18 protein-coding genes are annotated in these 21,607 nt (G+C 68.8%); 13 read left to right on the top strand and 5 right to left on the bottom strand.

What is annotated here, in order from left to right:
• Window positions 1–16 precede the first annotated feature (16 nt).
• From AC5Y4C_RS11205 to AC5Y4C_RS11195, 3 genes are all read right to left on the bottom strand, one after another.
• The gene (locus AC5Y4C_RS11205) at window positions 17–1,081 is read right to left on the bottom strand and encodes an APA family fibronectin-binding glycoprotein (RefSeq protein WP_499962848.1); all 1,065 of its coding nucleotides are present in this window, start codon (window positions 1,079–1,081) and stop codon (window positions 17–19) included.
• A gap of 62 nt (window positions 1,082–1,143) precedes the next feature.
• Entirely contained in the window at window positions 1,144–2,217 is a 1,074-nt protein-coding gene (locus AC5Y4C_RS11200) for a sulfate/molybdate ABC transporter ATP-binding protein (protein WP_499962850.1), read from the bottom strand.
• Window positions 2,214–3,011 carry an ABC transporter permease gene (locus AC5Y4C_RS11195; RefSeq protein ID WP_499908412.1) on the bottom strand — a complete coding sequence of 266 codons (798 nt, stop codon included), beginning with the start codon at window positions 3,009–3,011 and terminating at the stop codon, window positions 2,214–2,216. The genes AC5Y4C_RS11200 and AC5Y4C_RS11195 overlap by 4 nt, the downstream gene beginning before the upstream one ends.
• A 104-nt stretch (window positions 3,012–3,115) precedes the next feature.
• Between AC5Y4C_RS11195 and AC5Y4C_RS11190 the strand changes: the two genes are divergently transcribed.
• From AC5Y4C_RS11190 to AC5Y4C_RS11180, 3 genes are all read left to right on the top strand, one after another.
• A complete protein-coding gene (locus AC5Y4C_RS11190; protein ID WP_499962852.1) occupies window positions 3,116–3,790 on the top strand; it encodes an SDR family oxidoreductase in 675 nt (224 codons plus the stop codon).
• A gap of 28 nt (window positions 3,791–3,818) precedes the next feature.
• Window positions 3,819–4,733 carry an LLM class F420-dependent oxidoreductase gene (locus AC5Y4C_RS11185; RefSeq protein ID WP_499962854.1) on the top strand — a complete coding sequence of 305 codons (915 nt, stop codon included), beginning with the start codon at window positions 3,819–3,821 and terminating at the stop codon, window positions 4,731–4,733.
• Between the two features lie 112 nt (window positions 4,734–4,845).
• On the top strand, window positions 4,846–6,222 hold the full coding sequence (locus AC5Y4C_RS11180) for an NAD(P)/FAD-dependent oxidoreductase (RefSeq protein WP_499908418.1): 1,377 nt from the start codon (window positions 4,846–4,848) through the stop codon (window positions 6,220–6,222).
• Here AC5Y4C_RS11180 and AC5Y4C_RS11175 read toward each other — a convergent pair.
• Complete coding sequence (locus AC5Y4C_RS11175) at window positions 6,219–6,629, bottom strand: PaaI family thioesterase (RefSeq protein ID WP_499962856.1); 411 nt, start codon at window positions 6,627–6,629, stop codon at window positions 6,219–6,221. The two genes, AC5Y4C_RS11180 and AC5Y4C_RS11175, sit on opposite strands and share 4 nt — an antisense overlap.
• Before the next feature lie 121 nt (window positions 6,630–6,750).
• Window positions 6,751–7,470, bottom strand: coding sequence for an iron reductase (locus tag AC5Y4C_RS11170; RefSeq protein WP_499962858.1), 720 nt, complete (start codon window positions 7,468–7,470; stop codon window positions 6,751–6,753).
• 159 nt (window positions 7,471–7,629) lie between these two features.
• On the opposite strand from AC5Y4C_RS11170, the gene AC5Y4C_RS11165 reads away from it, so the two are divergent.
• The 10 genes from AC5Y4C_RS11165 to AC5Y4C_RS11120 all read left to right on the top strand — a co-directional run bounded on the left by AC5Y4C_RS11165 (window position 7,630) and on the right by AC5Y4C_RS11120 (window position 21,601).
• Window positions 7,630–8,040 (top strand): BlaI/MecI/CopY family transcriptional regulator, encoded by a 411-nt coding sequence (locus AC5Y4C_RS11165; RefSeq protein WP_499908424.1) that lies wholly within the window; start codon window positions 7,630–7,632, stop codon window positions 8,038–8,040.
• A 14-nt stretch (window positions 8,041–8,054) separates the two neighbouring features.
• Complete coding sequence (locus tag AC5Y4C_RS11160; RefSeq protein ID WP_499962860.1) at window positions 8,055–8,975, top strand: M48 family metalloprotease; 921 nt, start codon at window positions 8,055–8,057, stop codon at window positions 8,973–8,975.
• Between the two features lie 42 nt (window positions 8,976–9,017).
• Window positions 9,018–10,466 carry an NADP-dependent phosphogluconate dehydrogenase gene (gnd, locus tag AC5Y4C_RS11155; protein WP_499908429.1) on the top strand — a complete coding sequence of 483 codons (1,449 nt, stop codon included), beginning with the start codon at window positions 9,018–9,020 and terminating at the stop codon, window positions 10,464–10,466.
• 96 nt (window positions 10,467–10,562) lie between these two features.
• On the top strand, window positions 10,563–11,999 hold the full coding sequence (locus AC5Y4C_RS11150; protein WP_499908431.1) for a GuaB1 family IMP dehydrogenase-related protein: 1,437 nt from the start codon (window positions 10,563–10,565) through the stop codon (window positions 11,997–11,999).
• A 139-nt stretch (window positions 12,000–12,138) separates the two neighbouring features.
• Window positions 12,139–13,962, top strand: coding sequence for a type VII secretion AAA-ATPase EccA (gene eccA, locus AC5Y4C_RS11145; protein WP_500008392.1), 1,824 nt, complete (start codon window positions 12,139–12,141; stop codon window positions 13,960–13,962).
• A complete protein-coding gene (eccB, locus tag AC5Y4C_RS11140) occupies window positions 13,959–15,458 on the top strand; it encodes a type VII secretion protein EccB (RefSeq protein ID WP_499949210.1) in 1,500 nt (499 codons plus the stop codon). The genes eccA and eccB overlap by 4 nt, the downstream gene beginning before the upstream one ends.
• Window positions 15,455–19,435 carry a type VII secretion protein EccCa gene (gene eccCa / locus AC5Y4C_RS11135; RefSeq protein WP_499962863.1) on the top strand — a complete coding sequence of 1,327 codons (3,981 nt, stop codon included), beginning with the start codon at window positions 15,455–15,457 and terminating at the stop codon, window positions 19,433–19,435. Before eccB ends, eccCa begins: the two co-directional genes overlap by 4 nt.
• A complete protein-coding gene (locus tag AC5Y4C_RS11130) occupies window positions 19,432–19,746 on the top strand; it encodes a PE family protein (RefSeq protein ID WP_499962865.1) in 315 nt (104 codons plus the stop codon). The genes eccCa and AC5Y4C_RS11130 overlap by 4 nt, the downstream gene beginning before the upstream one ends.
• Window positions 19,743–21,311, top strand: coding sequence for a PPE domain-containing protein (locus tag AC5Y4C_RS11125; protein ID WP_499962867.1), 1,569 nt, complete (start codon window positions 19,743–19,745; stop codon window positions 21,309–21,311). The genes AC5Y4C_RS11130 and AC5Y4C_RS11125 overlap by 4 nt, the downstream gene beginning before the upstream one ends.
• On the top strand, window positions 21,308–21,601 hold the full coding sequence (locus tag AC5Y4C_RS11120) for a type VII secretion protein EsxS (RefSeq protein ID WP_499949200.1): 294 nt from the start codon (window positions 21,308–21,310) through the stop codon (window positions 21,599–21,601). Before AC5Y4C_RS11125 ends, AC5Y4C_RS11120 begins: the two co-directional genes overlap by 4 nt.
• Window positions 21,602–21,607 lie beyond the last annotated feature (6 nt).

Raw genomic sequence — 21,607 nt, 5'->3', positions numbered from 1 at the left:
GCCCGTGGACCGCGACTTAGCTCGGCGGCAGCATTCCCGGCGCCTGGTCCGGGTTCACCGGCACGGGCACCCCGACCTGCGGACCCGCCGGCGGTGCTTGGTTTCCGGCAGGGGGAGCTTGGTTTCCGGCAGGCGGGGCCGTGTTGGCGCCGGGCTGTGCGCCGTTGGGGCCGGGCGGTGTTCCCGGCGTGGCCGGAGAGCCCGGCTCAGCGGGCGCCGGCGCTGCCGGCGGCGGAGTGTACGGCCGGATCGACTCGGCGAGCGCCTTGGCGGCCGCCTTGTCGATCGGGTTGTTGGCCGAGCCGAGCCACACCACGAACCAACGGTTGTTCTGGGCTGATTGAGTGCCTTGGCGCGGCGCGGTGTTGCCGAGTGCCGCGGCCCAGATCTGGCCGTTCGGCTTGTTCGGATCGGTGAAGTCAACCTCGTAGTAGGCGGCGTAGCCGGGCACACCGGCGGCGTCGAGCGGAATCTGCTCCTGGTGGATTCGCTGGCCGGGGAACGGCATGTAGAACTCGCCCATATCGGAGGCCAACCGGATCGCGGCCTTCTGGTTGTCCTGTTCGGCGCCCGCGAAGAGCCGCAGGTCGAGCTTGCCGAGAAGGATGCTCGTGTCGGTGGGAGCGGGCTGGCCCTGCGCCGGAGTCTTCAGCAGCACGGCCTGGCCGTAGCTGATCCGCGACGCGTCTCCGGGGGTCCAGCCTGCTGGCGGCACGTAGCTGAAGCCGCCGGCCGCCACGTCGACGCGGTTGGCCTCGGGAGCCGGCGCGGGCGGCGTGTTCCCTCCCGGCGACGGAGCATTCTGGTCGCCAGGAGCCGGCGCGGGAGCGCCTGGGTTCGGTTCCGCAGGGGCCGGGGCACCCGGATTCGGCTCCGCCGGCGCGGGAGCCTGCGCGCCCGGGTCGCCCTGTGCCGGAGCGGGGGCCTGCGCGCTCGGTGACGGATTGTCAGGAGACGGTGGCGGCGGATCGGCGTAGGCCGCCGCCATCGGCAGCGTCAAGGCCATCGAACCGGCGATCGCCGTCGTGGTCAGCACCCTGCGAAGCCCCGTACGTTGAGATTTCCCCTCCGGCTTTTTCATGACGACGAAATTACCGTGTTACCGCCGTGACGCAAGTGTGTGGTGAGAGTATTAAACAGTTCTCAGGCGGGATGAATCGCCACTTCGTGAGCCTTGACCGCGAACTGGACCCGCTCACCGGCGACCAGGCGCATCTCGGCTGCGGCTTCGGCCGTCACGTCGGCCGCTAGGCCGGGTGCCCCGTCTGTCTGCTCTGCGGCGCGCACCCTGACGCCGGCGCCGATCGCCTCCAGCTGCGCAACCGTCACGGTCACCGCGTTGCGTGGGCTGCCGCGCGGGGTGTCGCGGAACACCGCGACCGACGACGGGCGAAAGACCGCCACGGCACGGGTGCCCGGAGGCAGCCGGTGGGCGGCGGCGAACCAGCGGCTGCCGTTCGCGGCCCGCAGGGCACCGTCGTCGCCTACCGTGCCGTTGACCAGGTTCACCCCGGCGATCCGCGCGGCGAAGCCGCTTCGCGGGGCGGCCAGTACGTGCGCAGTGTCGGCGGACTCCACGATGCGGCCCGCGTCCATCACCAGCACCCGGTCGGCAAGGGTCAGGATGTCGACGAGGTCGTGGGTGACCAGGATCGCGGCCCGGCCGTCGCGGGCCAGCACCGACCGCAGCACCCCCCGGACGTCGGCGGCCGCAGCCACGTCCAGGCCGGCGAGCGGCTCGTCGAGCAGCAGCACGTCGGGCTCCGCGGCCAGCGCCCGTGCCAGAGCCACTCGCTGCGCCTGCCCGCCGGACAGTTCGCGTGGCGCGCGCTCGGCAAGCGTGGCGGCGTCGACCTGAGAAAGCCATTGCCGTGCCACCCGGCGCGCCGCGGCACGTCCGCGTCGCCGCGTGCGCGGTCCGAACGCGACGTTGTCGAGGACAGACAGGTGCGGAAACAGAAGCGCATCCTGCAGCAGCATGCTGATGCGGCGGGCGTGGGCGGGCACGAACGCACGGGATGGGGTGTCGGTGAGCACGCGTCCGCCCGATCGCACATGGCCGGTGTCCGGGCGCAGCAGCCCGGCGATCACATGCAGCACGGTCGACTTGCCGGCGCCGTTCGGGCCGATCAGCGCGACCACTTCACCGGCCGCCACCTCGAACGACACATCCACGGCCCGCCGCGCGACCCGAGCGTGCACCGTTACCCCGGTCATCGGTACGGCTCCCCCGCGCGCAGCCGGCGGGCGCCGACCGCGACCACCACCACGGCCGCCACCCCGACGAGCAGCATCGACAGCGCCACAGCCGCGTCGGCGTCGGCCTCGCGTTCCAGATAGATCTCGAGCGGAAGGGTTCGCGTCACTCCAGGACGCGAACCGGCGAACGTCAGCGTCGCGCCGAACTCGCCCAGCGACCGCGCAAACGCGAGCACCGCCCCGGAAACCAGCCCGGGCGCCAGGAGCGGCAGCGTCACCCGCCACCACACCGTCGTGGGCCGCGCCCCGAGTGTCGCGGCCACGTCCTCGTACCGCCCGCCCGCGCTGCGCGCAGCACCTTCCAGCGCGATCACCAGAAACGGCAGCGACACGAACGTCTGGGCCAGCACCACCGCGGTCGTAGTGAACGCAACATGGACACCGGCCGCATCGAGATAGCGCCCGAGTAGTCCGAGCCGGCCGAACGCATACAGCAGCGCGATGCCGCCCACCACCGGCGGAAGCACCAGCGGCAACAGAACCAGCGGCCGCACCAACCGCACCAGGCGGCCTTCGCTGCGGGCCAGCACCAGCGCCATCGGCACGCCCAGCACCAGGCATAACGCCGTGCTGGCGGCGGCCGTGCGCAAGCTCAGCAGCAGCGCAGTACGCGACGGCGGGCTGCCGACCAGCCCGGCGAAGTGGGGCCAATCCACCTTGACGGCCATCGCGACCAGCGGGAGGCCGACGAATACCACGCCTGCGACTGCGGGAATGTAGAGCCATCGCGGCAGCCCGACCGGCCGGGTCACGAATCAGACCCTAGACAGTTGCAACCCGGCGCGCCTGATTACAGCCGGTAGCTACCGTCCAGTAACATCGGTCCGGACAACATTCCGCCGACAGGAGGCTTGCGATGGAGGTGCTTGTCACCGGCGGCGACACCGACCTCGGCCGCACGGTCGCCGAAGGTTTCCGCGACGCCGGGCACCGGGTGGTCATCACCGGCGCTCGCCGCGATGAGCTCGAAGTGGCCGCCAAGGAGCTCGACGTCGACGCCGTGGTGTGCGACTGCACCGACCCGGCCAGCCTCGCCGAGGCCGTGCCGCTGCTGCCCCACCATCTCGACACGATCGTCAACGTGCCCGCGCTTCCGTTCGACCCGGGTGACCCTCGCACCTACTCACTGACCGAGCGCGCAGCCGCATGGCGCCACAACCTCGACGCCACCGTCCTCGCGGCTGTGCTCATGGTCAGCGCGATCGGCGACCATCTGCGTTCGGGCGGGTCGATCGTCAACGTGGTCGCCGGCAGTCCCCGCGAGGGCACCCCAGAGGCGGCCGTCAAGGCGGCGCTGTCCGACTGGACGGCTGGCCAGGCCGAATTCTTCGGAACCCGCGGCATCACGATCAACACCGTGGCGTCCGGTCGGGGCGCCCAGGCCGGTTATGACGGTCTGTCGACCGGGGTGCCGGCCAGTGCGGACAGCGAAATCGCCCGTGTCGCTTTGTTTTTGACGACGCCTGCCGCGCGGCACATCACCGGCCAGACGCTGCACGCCAGCCACGGGGCGTTCGCGCACTGGGGCTGATCCCGCGCGCGGGGTTACTGTCGAATCCGTGACGATTCGACTCGGCTACCAGATTCCCAACTTCTCGTACGGCACACCGGTCTCGGAGTTGTTCCCGACGGTGATCCGTCAGGCGCAAGAAGCGGACCAAAGCGGTTTCGACGCGGTGATGCTCATGGACCACTTCTACCAACTGCCGATGCTCGGCAGTCCCGACCAGCCGATGCTGGAGGCGTACACCGCCCTCGGGGCCCTGGCGACTGCGACCGACAACGTCCAACTCGGCACGCTTGTCACCGGCAACACTTACCGCAACCCCGCGCTGCTCGCCAAGATCATCACCACGCTGGACGTCGTCAGCGCCGGCCGCGCCGTGCTGGGCATCGGCACCGGCTGGTTCGAGCTCGAGCACGACAGCCTGGGGTTCGAGTTCGGCACCTTCACCGATCGGTTCAACCGTCTCGAAGAGGCCCTGCAGATCATTGTGCCGATGATCAAAGGCGAGCGGTCGACGTTCGACGGCGCGTGGTATCACACCAAGGACGCCTTCGCGAATCCCCGTCTGCGCGAGCGTATTCCACTGTTGATCGGCGGGCGGGGCGAGAAGAAGACGTTCCGGTTGGCCGCGCAGCATTTCGACCACCTCAACATCATCGGTGGGTTCGACGAGCTGCCGGGCAAGCTGGCCGCGCTCGAGCAGCGCTGCGACGAAGTCGGCCGTGACCCGGCGACGCTGGAGACCAGCATGCTGGTGACCGCGCTGGTCGACGACAACGCGTCGGCCGAGCAAGTCCCACCGGAGATGAATCAGCGCATGGTGGTCGGCAGCGCCGACTCGATCGCGGAGCAGATCAAGACCAAGGTGCTCGACGCCGGTCTGACCGGCGTGATCGTCAACCTGGCGGTCTACTCCCCCGGCGTGGTCGCGAAGCTCGGGGAGGCGCTCAAGCCGCTGGTGAGCTGACGGCAGCAAAGCGCGGCGGGTGGCGAATCCCACTGGGTACACCCCGCAGCTGTGCGGTGTCGGCCGACTACCGTGGAGCTAGTCCGCAGATCCCCGCTGTCGAGGAGCCACCATGAGCGCGCAGTCCCCGGCCACGGCCGAACCGAGACGTCGGCATCAGGTCGTCGTGATCGGGTCCGGCTTCGGTGGGCTCACCGTGACCAAAGCGCTCAAGCGCGCCGACGTCGACATCAAGATGATCGCCCGCACCACCCACCACCTGTTCCAGCCGCTGCTGTATCAGGTTGCCACCGGCATCATCTCGGAAGGTGAGATCGCTCCGGCCACTCGGGTGATCCTGCGGCGGCAGAAGAATGCTCAGGTGCTTCTCGGTGATGTCACTGCGATCGACGTGGCCAACCGCAAGGTGACCTCCGAGCTGCTCGGCCACACCTACGTCACGCCGTACGACACGCTGGTGATCGCCGCCGGAGCGGGCCAATCGTATTTCGGCAACGACCATTTCGCCGAGTTCGCACCCGGTATGAAGACCATCGACGACGCGCTGGAGCTGCGAGCGCGGATCCTGTCGGCGTTCGAGCAGGCCGAGCGCTCGAGTGATCCGGCGCGGCGCGACAAGCTGCTGACGTTCACCGTCGTCGGCGCCGGCCCGACCGGTGTCGAAATGGCCGGGCAGATCGCCGAATTGGCCGACCACACGCTCAAGGGCACGTTCCGCAACATCGACTCGACGAAAGCCCGGGTCATCCTTCTCGACGCCGCGCCTGCCGTGCTGCCGCCGATGGGTGAGAAGCTGGGGCGCAAGGCCGCCGAGCGGCTGGAGAAGATGGGCGTCGAAATCCAGCTGAACGCGATGGTCACCAACGTCGACCGAAACGGCTTGACCGTCAAGGATTCCGACGGCACCACTCGTCGTATCGAGTCGGCGTGCAAGGTGTGGTCGGCCGGCGTCTCGGCCAGCCCGCTGGGAAAGCAGCTGGCGGACCAGACGCCCGTCGAACTCGACCGCGCCGGACGCGTCAAGGTGTTGCCCGACTTGACCATTCCGGGTCATCCGAACGTGTTCGTGATCGGCGACATGGCCGCCGTCGAGGGCGTCCCGGGCATGGCTCAGGGTGCGATTCAGGGCGCCAAGTACGCGGCCAACTGCATCAAGTCAGAACTCAAGGGCGCCGATCCCACGCAGCGCGAACCGTTCCAGTACTTCGACAAGGGCTCGATGGCGACGGTGTCGCGCTACAGCGCGGTAGCCAAGATCGGCCCGCTCGAGTTCGGCGGCGTCATCGCGTGGCTGGCCTGGCTGGTGTTGCACTTGGTGTATCTGGTCGGGTTCAAGACGAAGATCACCACGCTGCTGTCGTGGACCGTCACGTTCATCGGCCGCAACCGCGGCCAGCTGACCATCACCGAGCAGCAGGCGTTCGCGCGCACCCGGATCGAGCAGCTCGAGGAGATCGCCGCGACGGTGCAGAGCGAGGCGGCCAGCTAGCGCTGGACGTCGGTGAGGTTCTGCAGCCGCACCTGGCCTCGCGCCACCACGCGGTCGTTCTCGTCGGTGATCGTCACCTGCCACAGTTGCTGACGGCGGCCCCGGTGGATCGGGGTGGCCACCGCCTCCACCGAGCCGCCGCCGATCGCCCGGAGGAAGTCGGTGTTGTTGTTGACGCCGACGACCGTGCCGCCGCCGTTCTCGGACAGCCACACGTGACCACACACGCTCGACAGGCTTTCGACGACCGCACAGTAGACGCCGCCGTGAACAATGCCCCACGGCTGTAGCAGTTTGTCGGTGATGTCGAGGCGCGCGCGGCCTTCGTCGGCAGTGACGTCCAGATACGTCAAGCCGATTTCGCTGTCGAATCCCTTACCGAACTCCAGTGATTGCGTGGTGGACACACAAAAGTGTCTACACGGCCTCGGCGCTGAAGATGAGACGGGGCCCCGCGTCAAGTGACGGCGGGGCCCCGTTCAGGATGGACCGGGAGTCGCTGCAGCCCTCAGCACTCCACGCGGTCCATTAGCTGATGCGTGGTGCGTTGCGCACGGGGAGGCCGAAGCTGGTGAACGCGTCGAGCACCAACTGTGCGCGCCACATTCCGATCTCGCCGCAGGTGCCGGCCAGTTGTGGAATCTGCGCCCCTGCCGTCACCACGGCTGAACCGACCATGCCCCACATCGTGGCCACGGACAGCGCACCGCAGCTGACCGCATGCACGTGACGAAAGAGCGGCGAAAGTGCGCGGTGGCAGCGATGCGCGGTCCAGGTGGCCAGTGCCGCCTGGCTCGGCAGGCGCACCACGCCGTCTTCATCCACGGGATCGTCGGCGACGACGCGCAAGGTCGGATCGATGACACCCGCCCAGTCGATCTCGCCTTCTGAGTCGAAATGCACCCACAGGTTCTCCAGGCCCGGGTCCCACGCCCGCGCCTCCAGGATCACCAGCGCCACCACGCGACCCACCACGGTGTAGGCCAGCGCGGAGGCCAATTGCGACGCGGCGGCCCGACTGTCCATCTCGCGGGCTGCGGCGGCGAACATCGTGTACAGCCGATCGCTGCTCAACGCCGCGGCCAATGGCCACCACCGCCGCCGGCCGACATCAGCCATTGCGGCCACCCCGTACATTCGCGGGCACATCGGGTTCAGTTCGCGCAGCCGCCGGCTCGATTCGTGCAGCGGCAACGGGCGGACCGTCGTCATCGCGGCGATCAACGGATCGTCAACCAGGACCGTCATGCGTTCCTCCTTGAGTTAGGCTAGCCTAACCACATTGGACCGGTCCGCGTCAATGCAGACTGTGATCGGTCACATACGACACTCAGTAGTAAGCCAGTAGTAGGCTTGCGTTATTGCCGCAGGAGATGTGCCGTCTGCGGATGCGAGGAGCAAACAACCATGGCCAAGTTGACTCGGTTGGGTGATCTCGAACGCGCGGTCATGGATTATCTGTGGGCGTCGCCCGGACCCCAGACCGTCCGCCAAGTGCACGAGGCACTGTCCGCTGAGCGCGACCTCGCCTACACCACGATCATGACCGTGCTGCAGCGGCTGGCGAAGAAGAACCTCGTCGTCCAGCACCGCGACGACCGCGCGCACCGCTACGCCCCGACCAGGGGCCGCGACGAGTTGGTGGCCGGCCTGATGGTCGACGCGCTCGACCAGGCCGCCGACTCGGGAAGCCGCGAGGCCGCGCTGGTGCACTTCGTGGAACGCGTCGGCGCCGACGAAGCCGCCGCGCTGCGTCGAGCGCTGGCCGAACTCGAGGCCAAGCATGCGGCACCCGGTGACAGCCCGGACTCCGGCTGAGAGAGACTTAGCGGGTGTCCGCGCTGGCCTTCGTCCTTCTTGCGCTGACCCTCGCCGGCCCCCTACCGGAGATGCTGGCCAGGGCCTCCTGGCCGATGCGTGCACCACGGGCCGCGGTCGTGTTGTGGCAGTCGATCGCGGTGGCCGCGGTGCTGTCCGCGTTCAGCGCGGGCATCGCGATCGCCAGCCGGCTGTTCGTTCCCGGTATGGACGGCCGGCCCACCGCCACACTTTCCAGTGAGATCAGCGCGCTCGGCCTGCCGCTGGGCCTGACCTACCTCGCGGTGTTCGCGGTCACGCTGCTGATCGGTGCGCGGCTCGTCATCGCGGTGCTGCAGGTCGCCATCGCCACGCGGCGCAGGCGCGCGCACCACCGCATGCTGGTCGACCTGCTGGGCGCCACGCGCGCGGGTCACCTGCGCATCCTCGACGTGTCGGCGCCGATGGCCTACTGCCTGCCCGGTGTGCGCAGCCGCGTCGTGCTCAGCAAGGGTGCCTTGAACATGTTGAGCGACAAGGAGATCACCGCGATCCTGCGCCACGAGCGGGCGCATCTGCGGGCCCGCCACGACCTGGTGCTGGAGATGTTCACTGCGGTCCACGCGGCGTTTCCCCGGTTCGTTCGCAGCGCCCGGGCGCTGGACGCGGTACGGCTGCTGGTCGAGATGCTTGCCGACGACGCCGCGGTGCGCGCGGCTGGGCCCACACCGCTGGCCCGCGCGCTGGTGGCCTGCGCGGCCGGTCCGACGCCGTCGGGCGCGCTGGCCGCCGGCGGTCCGAGCACCGTCGTGCGGGTGCGCCGGCTCTGCGGCCGCGGCAACAGCGTGCTGCTGTCCGCAGCTGCCTACCTGGCCGCCGCGGCGATCCTGGTCGTGCCGACCGTCGCGCTGGCCGTGCCATGGCTGACCGAGTTGCACCGGCTCTTCGTCGCATAGCGAAACCCCTGCGCCACAACCGAACACACGAAAGGGCTACCTATGCCGCAAGCAGACCCCACCGCTCAGATCGGCGTCACCGGGCTGGCTGTCATGGGTTCCAACATCGCTCGCAACTTCGCCCGCCACGGTTACACCGTTGCGCTGCACAACCGGTCGATCGCAAAGACCGACGCGCTGCTGGCCCAGCACGGCTCGGAAGGAAGCTTCGTCCGCACCGAGACGATGGCGGAATTCGTTGCAGCCCTTGAAAAGCCGCGGCGTGTGCTGATCATGGTCAAGGCCGGCGACCCCACGGACGCGGTGATCAACGAGCTCGCCGAGGTAATGGAGGAAGGCGACATCATCATCGACGGCGGCAACGCGCTCTACACCGACACCATCCGCCGCGAGAAGGCGTTGCGGCAGCGAGGTCTGCATTTCGTCGGTGCGGGCATCTCGGGCGGCGAAGAGGGCGCGCTGAACGGACCGGCGATCATGCCGGGCGGCCCTGCCGAGTCGTACAAGTCGCTGGGCCCCCTGCTGGAGGAGATCTCCGCGCACGTCGACGGGGTGCCGTGCTGCACCCACATCGGGCCCGACGGCTCCGGTCACTTCGTGAAGATGGTGCACAACGGCATCGAATACTCCGACATGCAGCTGATCGGCGAGGCCTACCAGCTGCTGCGCGACGGACTGGGCTACTCCGCGCCGCAGATCGCCGACGTATTCGCCGAATGGAACACCGGTGACCTCGACAGCTATCTGATCGAGATCACCGCCGAGGTGCTGCGCCAGACCGACGCCAAGACCGGCGGCCCGCTGGTGGACGTCATCCGCGACGAGGCCGAGCAGAAGGGCACCGGGCGCTGGACGGTCAAGTCCGCGCTCGACCTGGGTGTGCCGGTCACCGGCATCGCCGAAGCCGTGTTTGCCCGCGCGCTGTCCGGCTCGGTTGCCCAGCGCACCGCGACGGTCGGGCTGGCCTCCGGCGAACTAGGTGAAAAGCCAAGTGACGCAAGCAAATTCACCGAAGACGTGCGCCAGGCGCTTTACGCGTCGAAGATCGTGGCCTACGCCCAGGGCTTCAACCAGATCCAGGCCGGTAGTGCGGAATACGACTGGAACATCGCCCCAGGCGATCTGGCCACCATCTGGCGCGGCGGCTGCATCATCCGCGCCAAATTCCTCAATCGGATCAAAGAGGCGTTCGACGAGGACCCCGATCTTCCCACGCTGATCGCCGCACCGTACTTCCGCAGCGCGGTCGAGGCGGGCATCGACAGCTGGCGCCGCGTCGTCGGCACCGCCACACAGTTGGGCATCCCGGTGCCGGGCTTCGCGTCGGCGCTGTCGTACTACGACGCGCTGCGCACCGAGCGCCTGCCCGCCGCGCTCACCCAAGCCCAGCGTGACTTCTTCGGCGCGCACACCTACGAGCGCATCGACGCCGAACGCGGCCGCAAGTTCCACACCCTGTGGAGCGGCGACCGCAGCGAGGTCGACGCCTGACGCCCCGCGAGCAGACGCGCAATCGCATCACCCGCGGGCTTGCCGTGCGATTCCGCGTCTGCTCGGCGAGTGACGGGGCGTCACTAGACTCGGCACATGCGCTTTGTGGAGGGCCACCCGCCCTCGTACGACCTGACCTACGACGACGTCTTCATCGTTCCTAACCGCTCGGACGTCGCGTCGAGGTTCGACGTCGACCTGTCGACGGTCGACGGGTCGGGCACCACGATCCCGGTCGTGGTGGCGAACATGACCGCGGTGGCCGGCCGCCGAATGGCCGAGACCGTGGCCCGTCGCGGCGGCATCGTGGTGCTCCCGCAGGATCTGCCGATCACCGCGGTTAGCCACACCGTCGAATTCGTCAAGAGCCGCGATCTCGTTGCCGACACCCCCGTCACCCTCGAGCCGGACGACTCGGTGTCCGACGCATGCGCGCTGATCCACAAGCGCGCGCACGGCGCGGCCGTCGTCGTATTCGAAGGCCGCCCAATAGGGTTGGTCACCGACGCCGTCTGCGCCGGGGTCGACCGGTTCACCCGGGTGCGCGACGTGCTGGTCGCCGACTTCGTCACCGCGCCCGCGCACACTGACCCGCGCCAGGTGTTCGACATGCTCGAGCACGCCCAGATCGACGTGGCGGTGCTCACTGAGCCGGACGGCACGCTCGCGGGGGTGCTCACGCGACGAGGCGCGCTGCGCGCGGGCATTTACACCCCAGCGGTCGACGCCGCCGGCCGGCTGCGGGTCGGTGCGGCGATCGGGATCAACGGTGACGTCGGCGCGAAGGCCACCGCGCTCGTGGAGGCCGGTGTGGACCTGCTCGTGATCGACACCGCTCACGGCCACCAGACCCGGATGATCGACGCGGTCAAGGCGGTGGCGTCGCTGGACCTGGGCGTGCCGGTGGCGGCCGGCAACGTCGTGTCGGCCGAGGGCACCCGCGAGCTGCTGGGCGCGGGAGCGACGATCGTCAAGGTCGGGGTGGGGCCCGGCGCGATGTGCACCACCCGCATGATGACCGGGGTGGGCCGGCCGCAGTTCTCCGCAGTGCTCGAATGTGCCACTGCCGCAACCCAAATGGGCGGGTACGTGTGGGCCGACGGCGGAGTGCGTCATCCTCGCGACGTCGCGCTGGCGCTGGCAGCGGGCGCGTCGAACGTGATGATCGGATCATGGTTCGCCGGCACCTACGAATCCCCGGGCGATCTGCTGCACGACCGCGACAACCGGCCGTACAAGGAGAGCTACGGCATGGCGTCCAAGCGTGCGGTGGCCGCCCGCACCACCGCGGACAGCGCCTACGAGCGAGCCCGCAAGGCGCTGTTCGAGGAGGGTATCTCGACGTCGAAGATGGGCCTCGATCCCGACCGCGGCGGCGTGGAGGACCTGCTCGACCACATCACCTCCGGGGTGCGTAGCACCTGTACCTACGTCGGTGCGTCGACCATCGCCGAACTGCACGAGCTGGCCGTAGTCGGCGTGCAGTCGGCGGCCGGCTTCGCCGAAGGTCACCCGCTGCCGATGGGCTGGTAGCAGCCCCCGCCGGATTCGTCGGCGCCTCGGTGCGCCTGCTCCACCCTGAGCTGAAGTCAGCCTAACCTCACGAAGCTGTCGACAGTTAGGTTTGGCAATGCTAACTTTGGGCGAAATTCGGCTCATTCGAGGAGATTCGTTGCGCGGGGACACCACTGCGTCCGACGTCGCCGTCCATCGGCTCGACGATGAGGTGGTCAGCCGATTCGCCACCTGCTGCCTGGCGCTGGGCCTGCCGGTCCGCGATCGGCGCCGGCCCGCCGACCCAGCGACAGCTCGGTCAGGATTCGCCGCGCTGGCGCGGATGGCACACGAGCAGTGCGACGCGTGGGTGGGCCTGGCCGCCGCGGGCGATACGTCCGAGCATGTGCTCGAGGCGATCTGGCGCACCAGCGACACTGCCGGTCGCCTCCAGCGCGCGGTGAACATGGCGCCCGGCACGCTCGGGTTCAACTACGACACCGGGCTCTACCTGCACCTGCGCGCCAGCACCCCCGACGACTTCACGCTCGCGTATGCCGCGGCATTGATTCAGCGTGGTGAGTTCGCCCAGGCCGCGGGTCTGATCGACGAGGTGCGGCAGCGTCGACCGCAGTCGGTCGATGCCCGGTGGATGGCGGCCACGGTGAACCATCGCGCCGCCCGCTGGTCCGACGTCGTCACGCTGCTCACCCCGGTCGTCACCGACGCCGATCTGGACCCGACGATCGCTCACGCGGTACGTGTGGCGCTGGGCACCTCGCTGGCGATGCTGGGCATGTTCGCCCCCGCGTTGTCATACCTCGAAGACCCTGCCGGACCCGTCGAGGTGGCTGCCGTGGACGGCGCGCTGGCCAAGGCGCTCGCGTTGCGCGGTCACGGCCAGGCGGAGGACGCCGACGACGTGCTGCACGAGCTCTACGCCGCGCACCCGCAGCGGCACGACGTCGAGCAGGCGCTGTCGGACCCGACCTACGGCGTGGTCACCACCACCGCCGCACGCATCGAGGCCCGCACCGATCCCTGGGATCCGGCGACCGAACCGAGCGAGGCCGACTTCATCGACCCAGGTGCGCACGACCGCAAGGCTGAACTTCTCGCCGAAGCCGAACGCGAACTCGGGGAGTTCATCGGGCTCGACGAGGTCAAGACCCAGGTGTCGCGGCTGAAAAGCTCCGTCGCGATGGGCTTGCTGCGCCAACAGCGCGGGCTGGCGGTCGCGCAGCGCACCCACCACTTGGTGTTCGCCGGGCCGCCGGGCACGGGCAAGACCACCATCGCGCGCGTGGTGGCCAAAATCTATTGCGGCCTAGGGCTTTTGAAGCGGGAGAACATCCGCGAAGTGCACCGCGCCGACCTCATCGGCCAGCACATCGGTGAAACCGAGGCCAAGACCAACGCAGTGATCGACAGCGCGCTCGACTGCGTGCTGTTCCTCGACGAGGCCTACGCACTGGTGGCCACCGGCGCCAAGAACGACTTCGGATTGGTCGCCATCGACACGCTGCTGGCCCGGATGGAAAACGACCGCGACCGGCTGGTCGTCATCGTCGCGGGGTACCGCGCCGAACTCGACCAGTTCCTCGACACCAACGAGGGTCTGCGGTCGCGCTTCACCCGCTCGATCGACTTCCCGTCCTACTCCCCCGCCGAATTGGTCGAAATCGCAACGATGATGGCGAAGAACCGCGACAGCGTCTTCGAGCCGGCCGCCGTCGACGAGATGCTGGCCGTCTTCACCACGCTGTGCAACACCGAAAGTCCCGACGCCCGCGGAGTGCCGCGGCGAAGGATCGACATCGCCGGCAACGGCCGGTTCGTCCGCAACGTCGTCGAACGCTCCGAAGAGGAGCGCGAGCACCGGCTCGACAATTCGGGCCTCGACGAGTTCACCGACGACGACCTGATGACAATCACTGCGGACGACGTGCGCACGACGATTGCGGCGTTGTTACGCGGTCTTGGCCTTGCCGAGGCGGCATGAGCGACGCGCAGCGGCGCACGTTCTCGTCGCGCACCCCGGCCAACGAGAACCCCGACCACGTCTCCTATCGCCGGGGATTCGTTACTCGCCATCAGGTTTCCGGATGGCGCTTCGTGATGCGCCGAATCGCCTCGGGGGTGGCGCTGCACGACGCGCGGATGTTGGTCGACCCGTTGCGCAGCCAGTCGCGGGCTCTCGGCGTCGGTGCGCTACTAGTGGTCACCGGGTTGATCGGCTGCCTGATCTTCTCGTGGATCCGGCCCGGCGGTGTCGCCGGCAACGACGTCGTGCTTGCCGACCGCGCGACGTCGGCGCTGTACGTGCGGGTGGGCGAAAATCTGCATCCGGTCCTCAATCTCGCCTCGGCGCGGCTGATCGCCGGAAAGCCGGTCGACCCCAAACCGGTGAAAAGCCAAGAGCTGGACCGGTTTCCGCGCGGGAACCTGGTCGGAATCCCGGGCGCGCCGGAACGCATGGTGCAGAACCGCAGCCACGACGCCGACTGGACGGTGTGCGACGGCGACGGCGTGACCGTGATCGCCGGAGCACCCCAGCCCGGTAACGGCCGCGCCGGCGACCTGCCGCCGGCGCACGGCGTTTTGGTGGGCGCCGAAAACGGCACCTGGCTGCTGTGGAACGGGCGGCGCAGCCGGGTCGACTTGACCGACACCGCGGTGACCAGCGCGCTGGGCTTCGGCGCCGGCGTGCGCCCAGCGCGGCCGATCAGCGAAGGTTTGTTCAATGCGATCCCGGAGGCACCGGCACTGACGGTGCCTCCGATCCCGGACTCAGGCCAAGCGCCGGAATTCACGATGCCGGTGCCCGCACCGATCGGTGCGGTGGTCAGCGCCTATGCGCCGGATGGCTCGGCGTTGTACTACGCCGTGTTGCCGGACGGGTTGCAACAAGTCAGCGGGGTGCTGGCTGCGATGTTGCGCAACAACGATTCTCACGGACTCGATCAGCCACCGCGACTCAATGCCGATCAAATCGCCCGGCTTCCGGTCTCGACGATGATCGACACCAAACGCTATCCGGACACTCCGATCGCTCTGGTGCAGGCCGACGATGCCGCGGTGACGTGCGTGCGATGGTCGCAGCCGGCGGGAACCCCTGCGCCAGCCGTCACGCTGCTCGCCGGATCCCGGCTGCCCTTGCCCGAATCGGTGCGCCCTGTCGAACTTGTCAGCGCCGGTGCCGGCGGAACGGCGAACAAGGTGGCGTTGCCGCGCGGCACCGGGTACTTCGTCCAGATCGCAGGAGCGGGCGCGCAGTTCTGGGTGTCCGACACCGGCGTGCGCTACGGCCTGGATACCGAAGCCGGTGCGAAAACCGTCGAAGCACTGGGGCTGACACCGCCGCCGCTGCCCATTCCGTCGGCGGTGCTGGCGCTGTTCGCCGTCGGTCCCACACTGTCCCGTGCCGACGCGCTGGTTGCCCACGACGCCTTGGCGCCCGCTGCGCAGGCCGGACGCCGGATCCAGGAGACCCGTTGAGCAGAATGATATTCGAGGCGCAGCAGCGGCTGCCGCGGCCGACCGCACGGACCGGCACCATCACCATCGAGCCGCCGCCTGAACTGCCGCGTCAGGTTCCGCCGTCGCTGCTGCGGCGGGTGCTGCCGTACCTCATCGTGCTGCTCATCGTCGGGATGATCATCGCGCTGGTGGCAACCGGCATGCGGCTGATCACGCCCCAGACGTTGTTCTTCCCGTTCGTGCTGCTGCTCGCCGCGACTGCGCTCTACCGCGGCACCGACAACAAGACCCGCACCGAAGAGATCGACGCCGAGCGGGCCGACTATTTGCGCTATCTGTCGGTAGTGCGCGACAACGTGCGCGCGCATGCCGCCCAGCAGCGGGCGGCCCTCGAGTGGTCACACCCGGATCCTGTTGCGCTGCAAGCGGTTCCAGGCACACGTCGGCAATGGGAGCGCGACCCGTACGACTCTGACTTCCTCGTGGTGCGCGCCGGGCGCCACGACGTGCCGCTGGACACCGCGCTTCGAGTCAAGGACACCGCCGACGAGGTGGACCTGGAGCCGGTTTCGCACAGCACGTTGCGTGGACTGCTCGAGATTCAACGCACGGTGCGCGACGCCCCGGTCGGCATCGACGTCCGCAAGGTCGCCCGCATCACGCTGCACGGCGGCGACGACGCTCGGGCCGCGCTGCGGGCATGGATTGCCCAGGCCGTCACCTGGCACGACCCCTCGGTGCTCGGCGTCGCGATGGCCGGCCCAGGAGTGGACGACGAAATGTGGTCGTGGCTGAAGTGGTTGCCACACACCGACATTCCCGGAGAGGTGGACGGCGCCGGACCGGCGCGCTATCTGCGCACCCGCCCGCAAGACCTCGCCGCCGCGCTGTCAGAGGCGTTGGCGGATCGCCCGCCGTTCGGCACCACCACGGGCGACGCCGCCAAGCACCTGCTGATCGTCGTCGACGATCCGAACGGAGCCGACGCGGTCGTGCCGCTCAGCGGCCTGGCCGGCGTCACCGTGGTGGAACTGGCCGACACCCCGCCGTACGAGGGCCAATACCCCGACCCTGAACGACCGGTGCTGCGCGTACGCGACGGCGCCATCGAGCGCTGGGGAAGCGACGGCTGGCAACCCTACGTCGACGCGGCCGACAGCCTGTCGGTCGACGAGGCCCGCCACCTCGCGCGCCGACTGTCACGGTGGGACTCCAATCCCGTCCACACCAGATACGCGGCGACGCGCGGCGCGACTTTCACCACGCTGCTCGGTATTCCCGACGCGTCACGCCTCGACGTCCCCGCGCTGTGGGCGCCACGCAGCCGCGACGACGAGCTGCGCGTGCCGATCGGTGTCACCGCATCCGGTGAACCGCTGTACTTCGACCTCAAGGACGAGGCCGAGGGCGGGATGGGCCCGCACGGGCTGATGATCGGCATGACCGGATCGGGCAAGTCGCAGACGTTGATGTCGATTCTGTTGTCGCTGTTGACAACCCATCCCGCAGATCGGCTGATCGTCATTTACGCCGACTTCAAGGGCGAGGCGGGCGCGGACATCTTCCGCAACTTCCCGCAGGTTGTCGCCGTGATCTCCAACATGGCCGACAAGAAGGCTCTGGCGGATCGCTTTGCCGACACGCTGCGCGGTGAAGTCGCCCGCCGGGAACAACTCTTGATGGACGCCGGGCGCCGGATTCAGGGCAGCGCATTCAGCTCGGTGACAGAGTACGAGAACGCGATCGCCGCCGGCCACGAACTGCCGCCGATCCCGACACTGTTCGTGGTGGCCGACGAGTTCAGCCTGATGCTGGCCGACCACCCCGAGTACGCCGATCTGTTCGACTTCGTCGCCCGCAAAGGCCGGTCGTTTCGCATCCACATCCTGTTCGCGTCGCAGACCTTGGACATCGGCAGGATCAAGGACATCGACAAGAACACCTCGTACCGGATCGGCCTGAAAGTGGCCAGCCCCAGCATTTCTCGGCAGATCATCGGAGTCGAGGATGCCTACCACATCGAGTCCGGCAAAGAGCACAAGGGCGTCGGCTTCCTGGTCCCCGCCCCGGGTGCGGCACCGATCAAGTTCCGCAGCACCTACGTCGACGCCATCTACGAGCCGCCGCGCGCCCAACGGTCTGTGGTCGTGCACACGGCAACCGAGCCCAAGGCGTTCACCGCCAGTCCCGTCGAGCGTGAGCCGGACACCGTGATCGTCAAGGACGATGACGTCGTCGCTGAGCCGCCACGCAAGCTGATCGCGGTTATCGGCGATCAACTTGCGCGTTACGGCCCGCACGCGCCGCAGCTGTGGTTGCCGCCGCTCGACGAGCCGATACCGCTGGACTCGGTGCTGGCACGCAGCGGCGTGCAACCGCAGCAATTGCGTTGGCCCCTGGGCGAAATCGACCGGCCCTTCCACATGCGCCGCGACCCCCTTGTGTTCGACGCCGCTTCTGCCGCCGGCAACGTGGTGATCCACGGCGGCCCGAAATCGGGTAAGTCGACCGCGTTGCTCACGTTCATTCTGTCGGCGGCCGCGCTGCATTCGCCGCGCGACGTCACGTTCTACTGCATCGACTACGGCGGCGGCCTGTTGGAGTCCGTCGAAGGCCTCGCGCACGTCGGCAGCGTCGCACCCGCCTGGGACGACGAGCGCATCCGGCGCACCTTCGGCGAGTTGGAACAGCTGCTGCGCATCCGGCAGCGCGGCCGGGCGGCGCGCGGGCGCCGCTACGACGACGGCTATGGCGAAGTGTTTCTGGTCGTCGACAACCTCTATGCGTTCAGCCGGGACAACACCGACCAGTTCAATACGCGAAACCCCTTGCTGGGCAGGCTCACTGAACTCGTGAACACCGGGCTGGCGTACGGCATTCACGTGGTGATCACCACGCCGAACTGGCTCGAGGTGCCGCTGGCCATGCGCGACGGGCTCGGCCTGCGGCTCGAGCTGCGGCTGCAGGACGTCCAGGACAGCAATGTGCGCGTCGTCGGCGCGTTGCGCCGGCCCGCTGAAAGCGTCCCGCACGACCAGCCGGGCCGCGGCTTGACCATGGCCGCAGAGCACTTCCTGTTCGCCACACCGGACCTCGACCAGATCGGCACCATCAACGCCCGCTATCCCGGCGTGTCGGCACCGCCGGTGCGGCTGCTGCCGACCAACCTGTCCCCCGCCGAGCTGATCGCACACGGCGGCACTCTGTACCCGGCCCGCGAACGCATCGTCATCGGGCAACGAGAGCAGGACTTGTCGCCGGTCGCACTCGACTTCGCCGCCAACCCGCTGTTGATGGTGTTCGGGGACAACAGGTCGGGGAAGACGACGTTGCTGCGGCACGTGATCCGCACCCTGCGCGAGCACACCGATCCCGACCAGCTGGCGTTCACGGTCGTCGACCGCAGGCTGCACCTCGTCGACGAGCCGCTGTTCCCGGACAACGAGTACACCACCAACATCGACCGGGTGCTGCCCGCCATGCTGGGTCTGTCGGCACTGATCGCCGAGCGCCGCCCTCCTGCCGGGCTGAGCCCGCGCGAACTCGCCGAGTGGTCGGCGGGAGCCCAGGCGGCGCAGAAGCATTACCTGATCATCGACGACGTCGACCAGATCCCCGACGGGCCGGCGATGGCGGGCCCGTACGTCGGGCAGCGGCCCTGGACCAGCCTGATCGGGTTGCTGGCAGAGGCCGCCGACCTCGGCCTTCGGGTTATCGTGACCGCCCGCGCGACCGGCTCGGGTCACACGCTGATGACCAACCCGCTGCTGCGGCGACTCAACGACCTGCAGGCCACCACGATCATGCTGTCCGGCAACCCCCAAGACGGGGGAAAGATCCGCGGTCACCGGTTCGCGCGGCTGCCTGCCGGACGCGCAATGTTGTTGGACTACAGCGATATTGCGACGTACGTCCAGCTGGTCAATCCGCTCGTCGCCGAACCTGCTGTCGGCAACGCTCACGGACACGCTCATGGAGAGGAGTACCCGTCATGACCTTGCGAGTCGTCCCTGAAGGGCTCGCCGCCGCCGGGGCGGCGGTCGAGGCGCTGACCGCGCGGCTGCTGACGGCGAACAACGCCGCCGCGACGGTGACCACCGCCGTCATCCCGCCGGCCGCGGACCCGGTCTCGCTGCAAGCCGCGATCGGCTTGTCGGCGCACAGCGCCCGGCACGGCGTCGTCGCCGCACAGGGCATCGAGGAACTCGGCCGGTCGGGTGTGGGCGTCGCGGACTCCGGCACGAGCTATGCCGAGGGTGACGCACACGCCGCGGGCTCATACCTGCTCTCCCGCGGCGGACGATGACCGCTCCGATCTGGATGGCGTCGCCTCCCGAGGTGCACTCGGCGCTGCTGAGCAGTGGGCCGGGTCCTGGGCCGCTGCTGGCAGCGGCAGCGGCGTGGCAAGCGTTGAGTGGCGAATACGCCGCGGCGGCAGCCGAATTGACCGCCATCCTGGCAGACGTGCAGGGCGGCGCCTGGGAGGGACCGTCCGCAGAGCAGTACGTGGCGGCGCACGCGCCATTCCTTGCATGGCTGACCGAGCAGAGCGCGGCCCACGCGGCCACCGCGGCGCAACACGAAACGGTTGCGGCCGCCTACACCACCGCCTTGGCGACCATGCCGACCCTGGCCGAGCTGGCGCTCAACCATGCCACGCATGCCGTGCTGGTAGCCACCAATTTCCTTGGCATCAACACGATTCCGATCGCGCTGAACGAGGCCGACTACGTCCGGATGTGGATTCAGGCGGCGACGTCGATGACCACCTACCAGGCGCTGGCCACCACGGCGTTGATGTCGCTGCCGGCTGAGACCCCCGCCCCGGCCGTGCTTGCGCCAGGCGTCGGCGAGGCGGGTCGCGCCGCGGCCAACGCCGGCCAGGGTGCCGCCGACGCGCGGGCAGCCGAGGCGGGCGAGTCGCTGGACAACAGCGACCTCATCACCGATTGGCTGAACCGGTATCTGAACTCGATACCCGGCTGGGACGAGATCCTGAAGTTCCTGCAGGACCCGATCGGAACGCTGCGGCGAATGCTCAGCGACTTTCTCACCAATCCCGCGGCAGCGTTCGTCAACTGGTTCCCGCTGCTGTTCGCGATCGGCTACCAAGCCTTCTTCCAACCGGTCGGGTGGACGACGTGGACGCTGATCTTGAGTTCCCCGGCCTGGCTCCCGATATTGATTGCCGTCGCCGCCATGGGCGCCAACACACTCCTGCCGCAGCAGCCGCAATCAGAACCCGCGGCCGCAGCGCCCGCCCCGCCGGTGCAAGTGTCGGCGCCGCGCGCCGACCAGCCGTCGAGCTTCGCCGCCGCCGGCCTTCCGACCAGCGTCGCGAGCCCCGGGGCAGCACCTGCGACCGCGCCTGCGCCCGGATCGGCGCCGGCCGCACCGTCGTCGCCGGCTCCGGCAGCCGCCGACGGCCTGGGCTACGCCGTCCGGGGTGACAACCCGGAAGAAGGTGTCGGACCGACACTGATCGACAGGACGGGCGCGAAGGCGCCGGCCGCAGACATTCCCGCCGCGGCGTCCGCGGCCGCTTCGGCGTCGGTGGCCGAGAAACGGCGCGCCAGACGGCGTCGCGGCGCCGCGCTGAGGGAACGCGGACACCGCGACGAATACATGGACATGGATGGCGGCAGCGACGAACCCGCGCCCCCGCAGCCGGTCGCCGCGGCGTCACAGCGCGGCGCCGGCCCCATCGGCTTCGCCGGAACCGCGGGCAAGGCCGGCGCCGCCGCAACCGGTTTGACCACGCTGGCCGGTGACATGTTCGGCAATGGTCCGACGATGCCGATGATGCCCAGCACCTGGGAGTACGACACCGAAAAACCCACCGAAGAAATCGACAGAAAGGAAACCGAATGAGCCTCTTGGATGCTCACATCCCCCAACTGGTGGCTTCCGAATCCGTGTTCGGGGCCAAGGCCGCGCTGATGCGCAGCACCATCTCGCAGGCCGAACAGGCCGCGATGTCGGCGCAGGCCTTCCACGTCGGTGAGTCGTCGGCGGCGTTTCAGGCCGCGCATGCACGATTCGTCGAAGCCGCCGCCAAGGTGAACACCCTGCTTGACATCGCCCAGGCCAATCTCGCCGACGCCAGCAGCACCTACGTCGCCGAGGACGCCGCCGCCGCCAGCCGCTACACCGGCTCCTGAGCCGAC

Source organism: Mycobacterium sp. NGS35 (genome assembly GCF_059812855.1).
The sequence above is the reverse complement of the archived record's forward strand: the minus strand, read 5'-3'. Positions and strand labels throughout refer to the sequence as shown.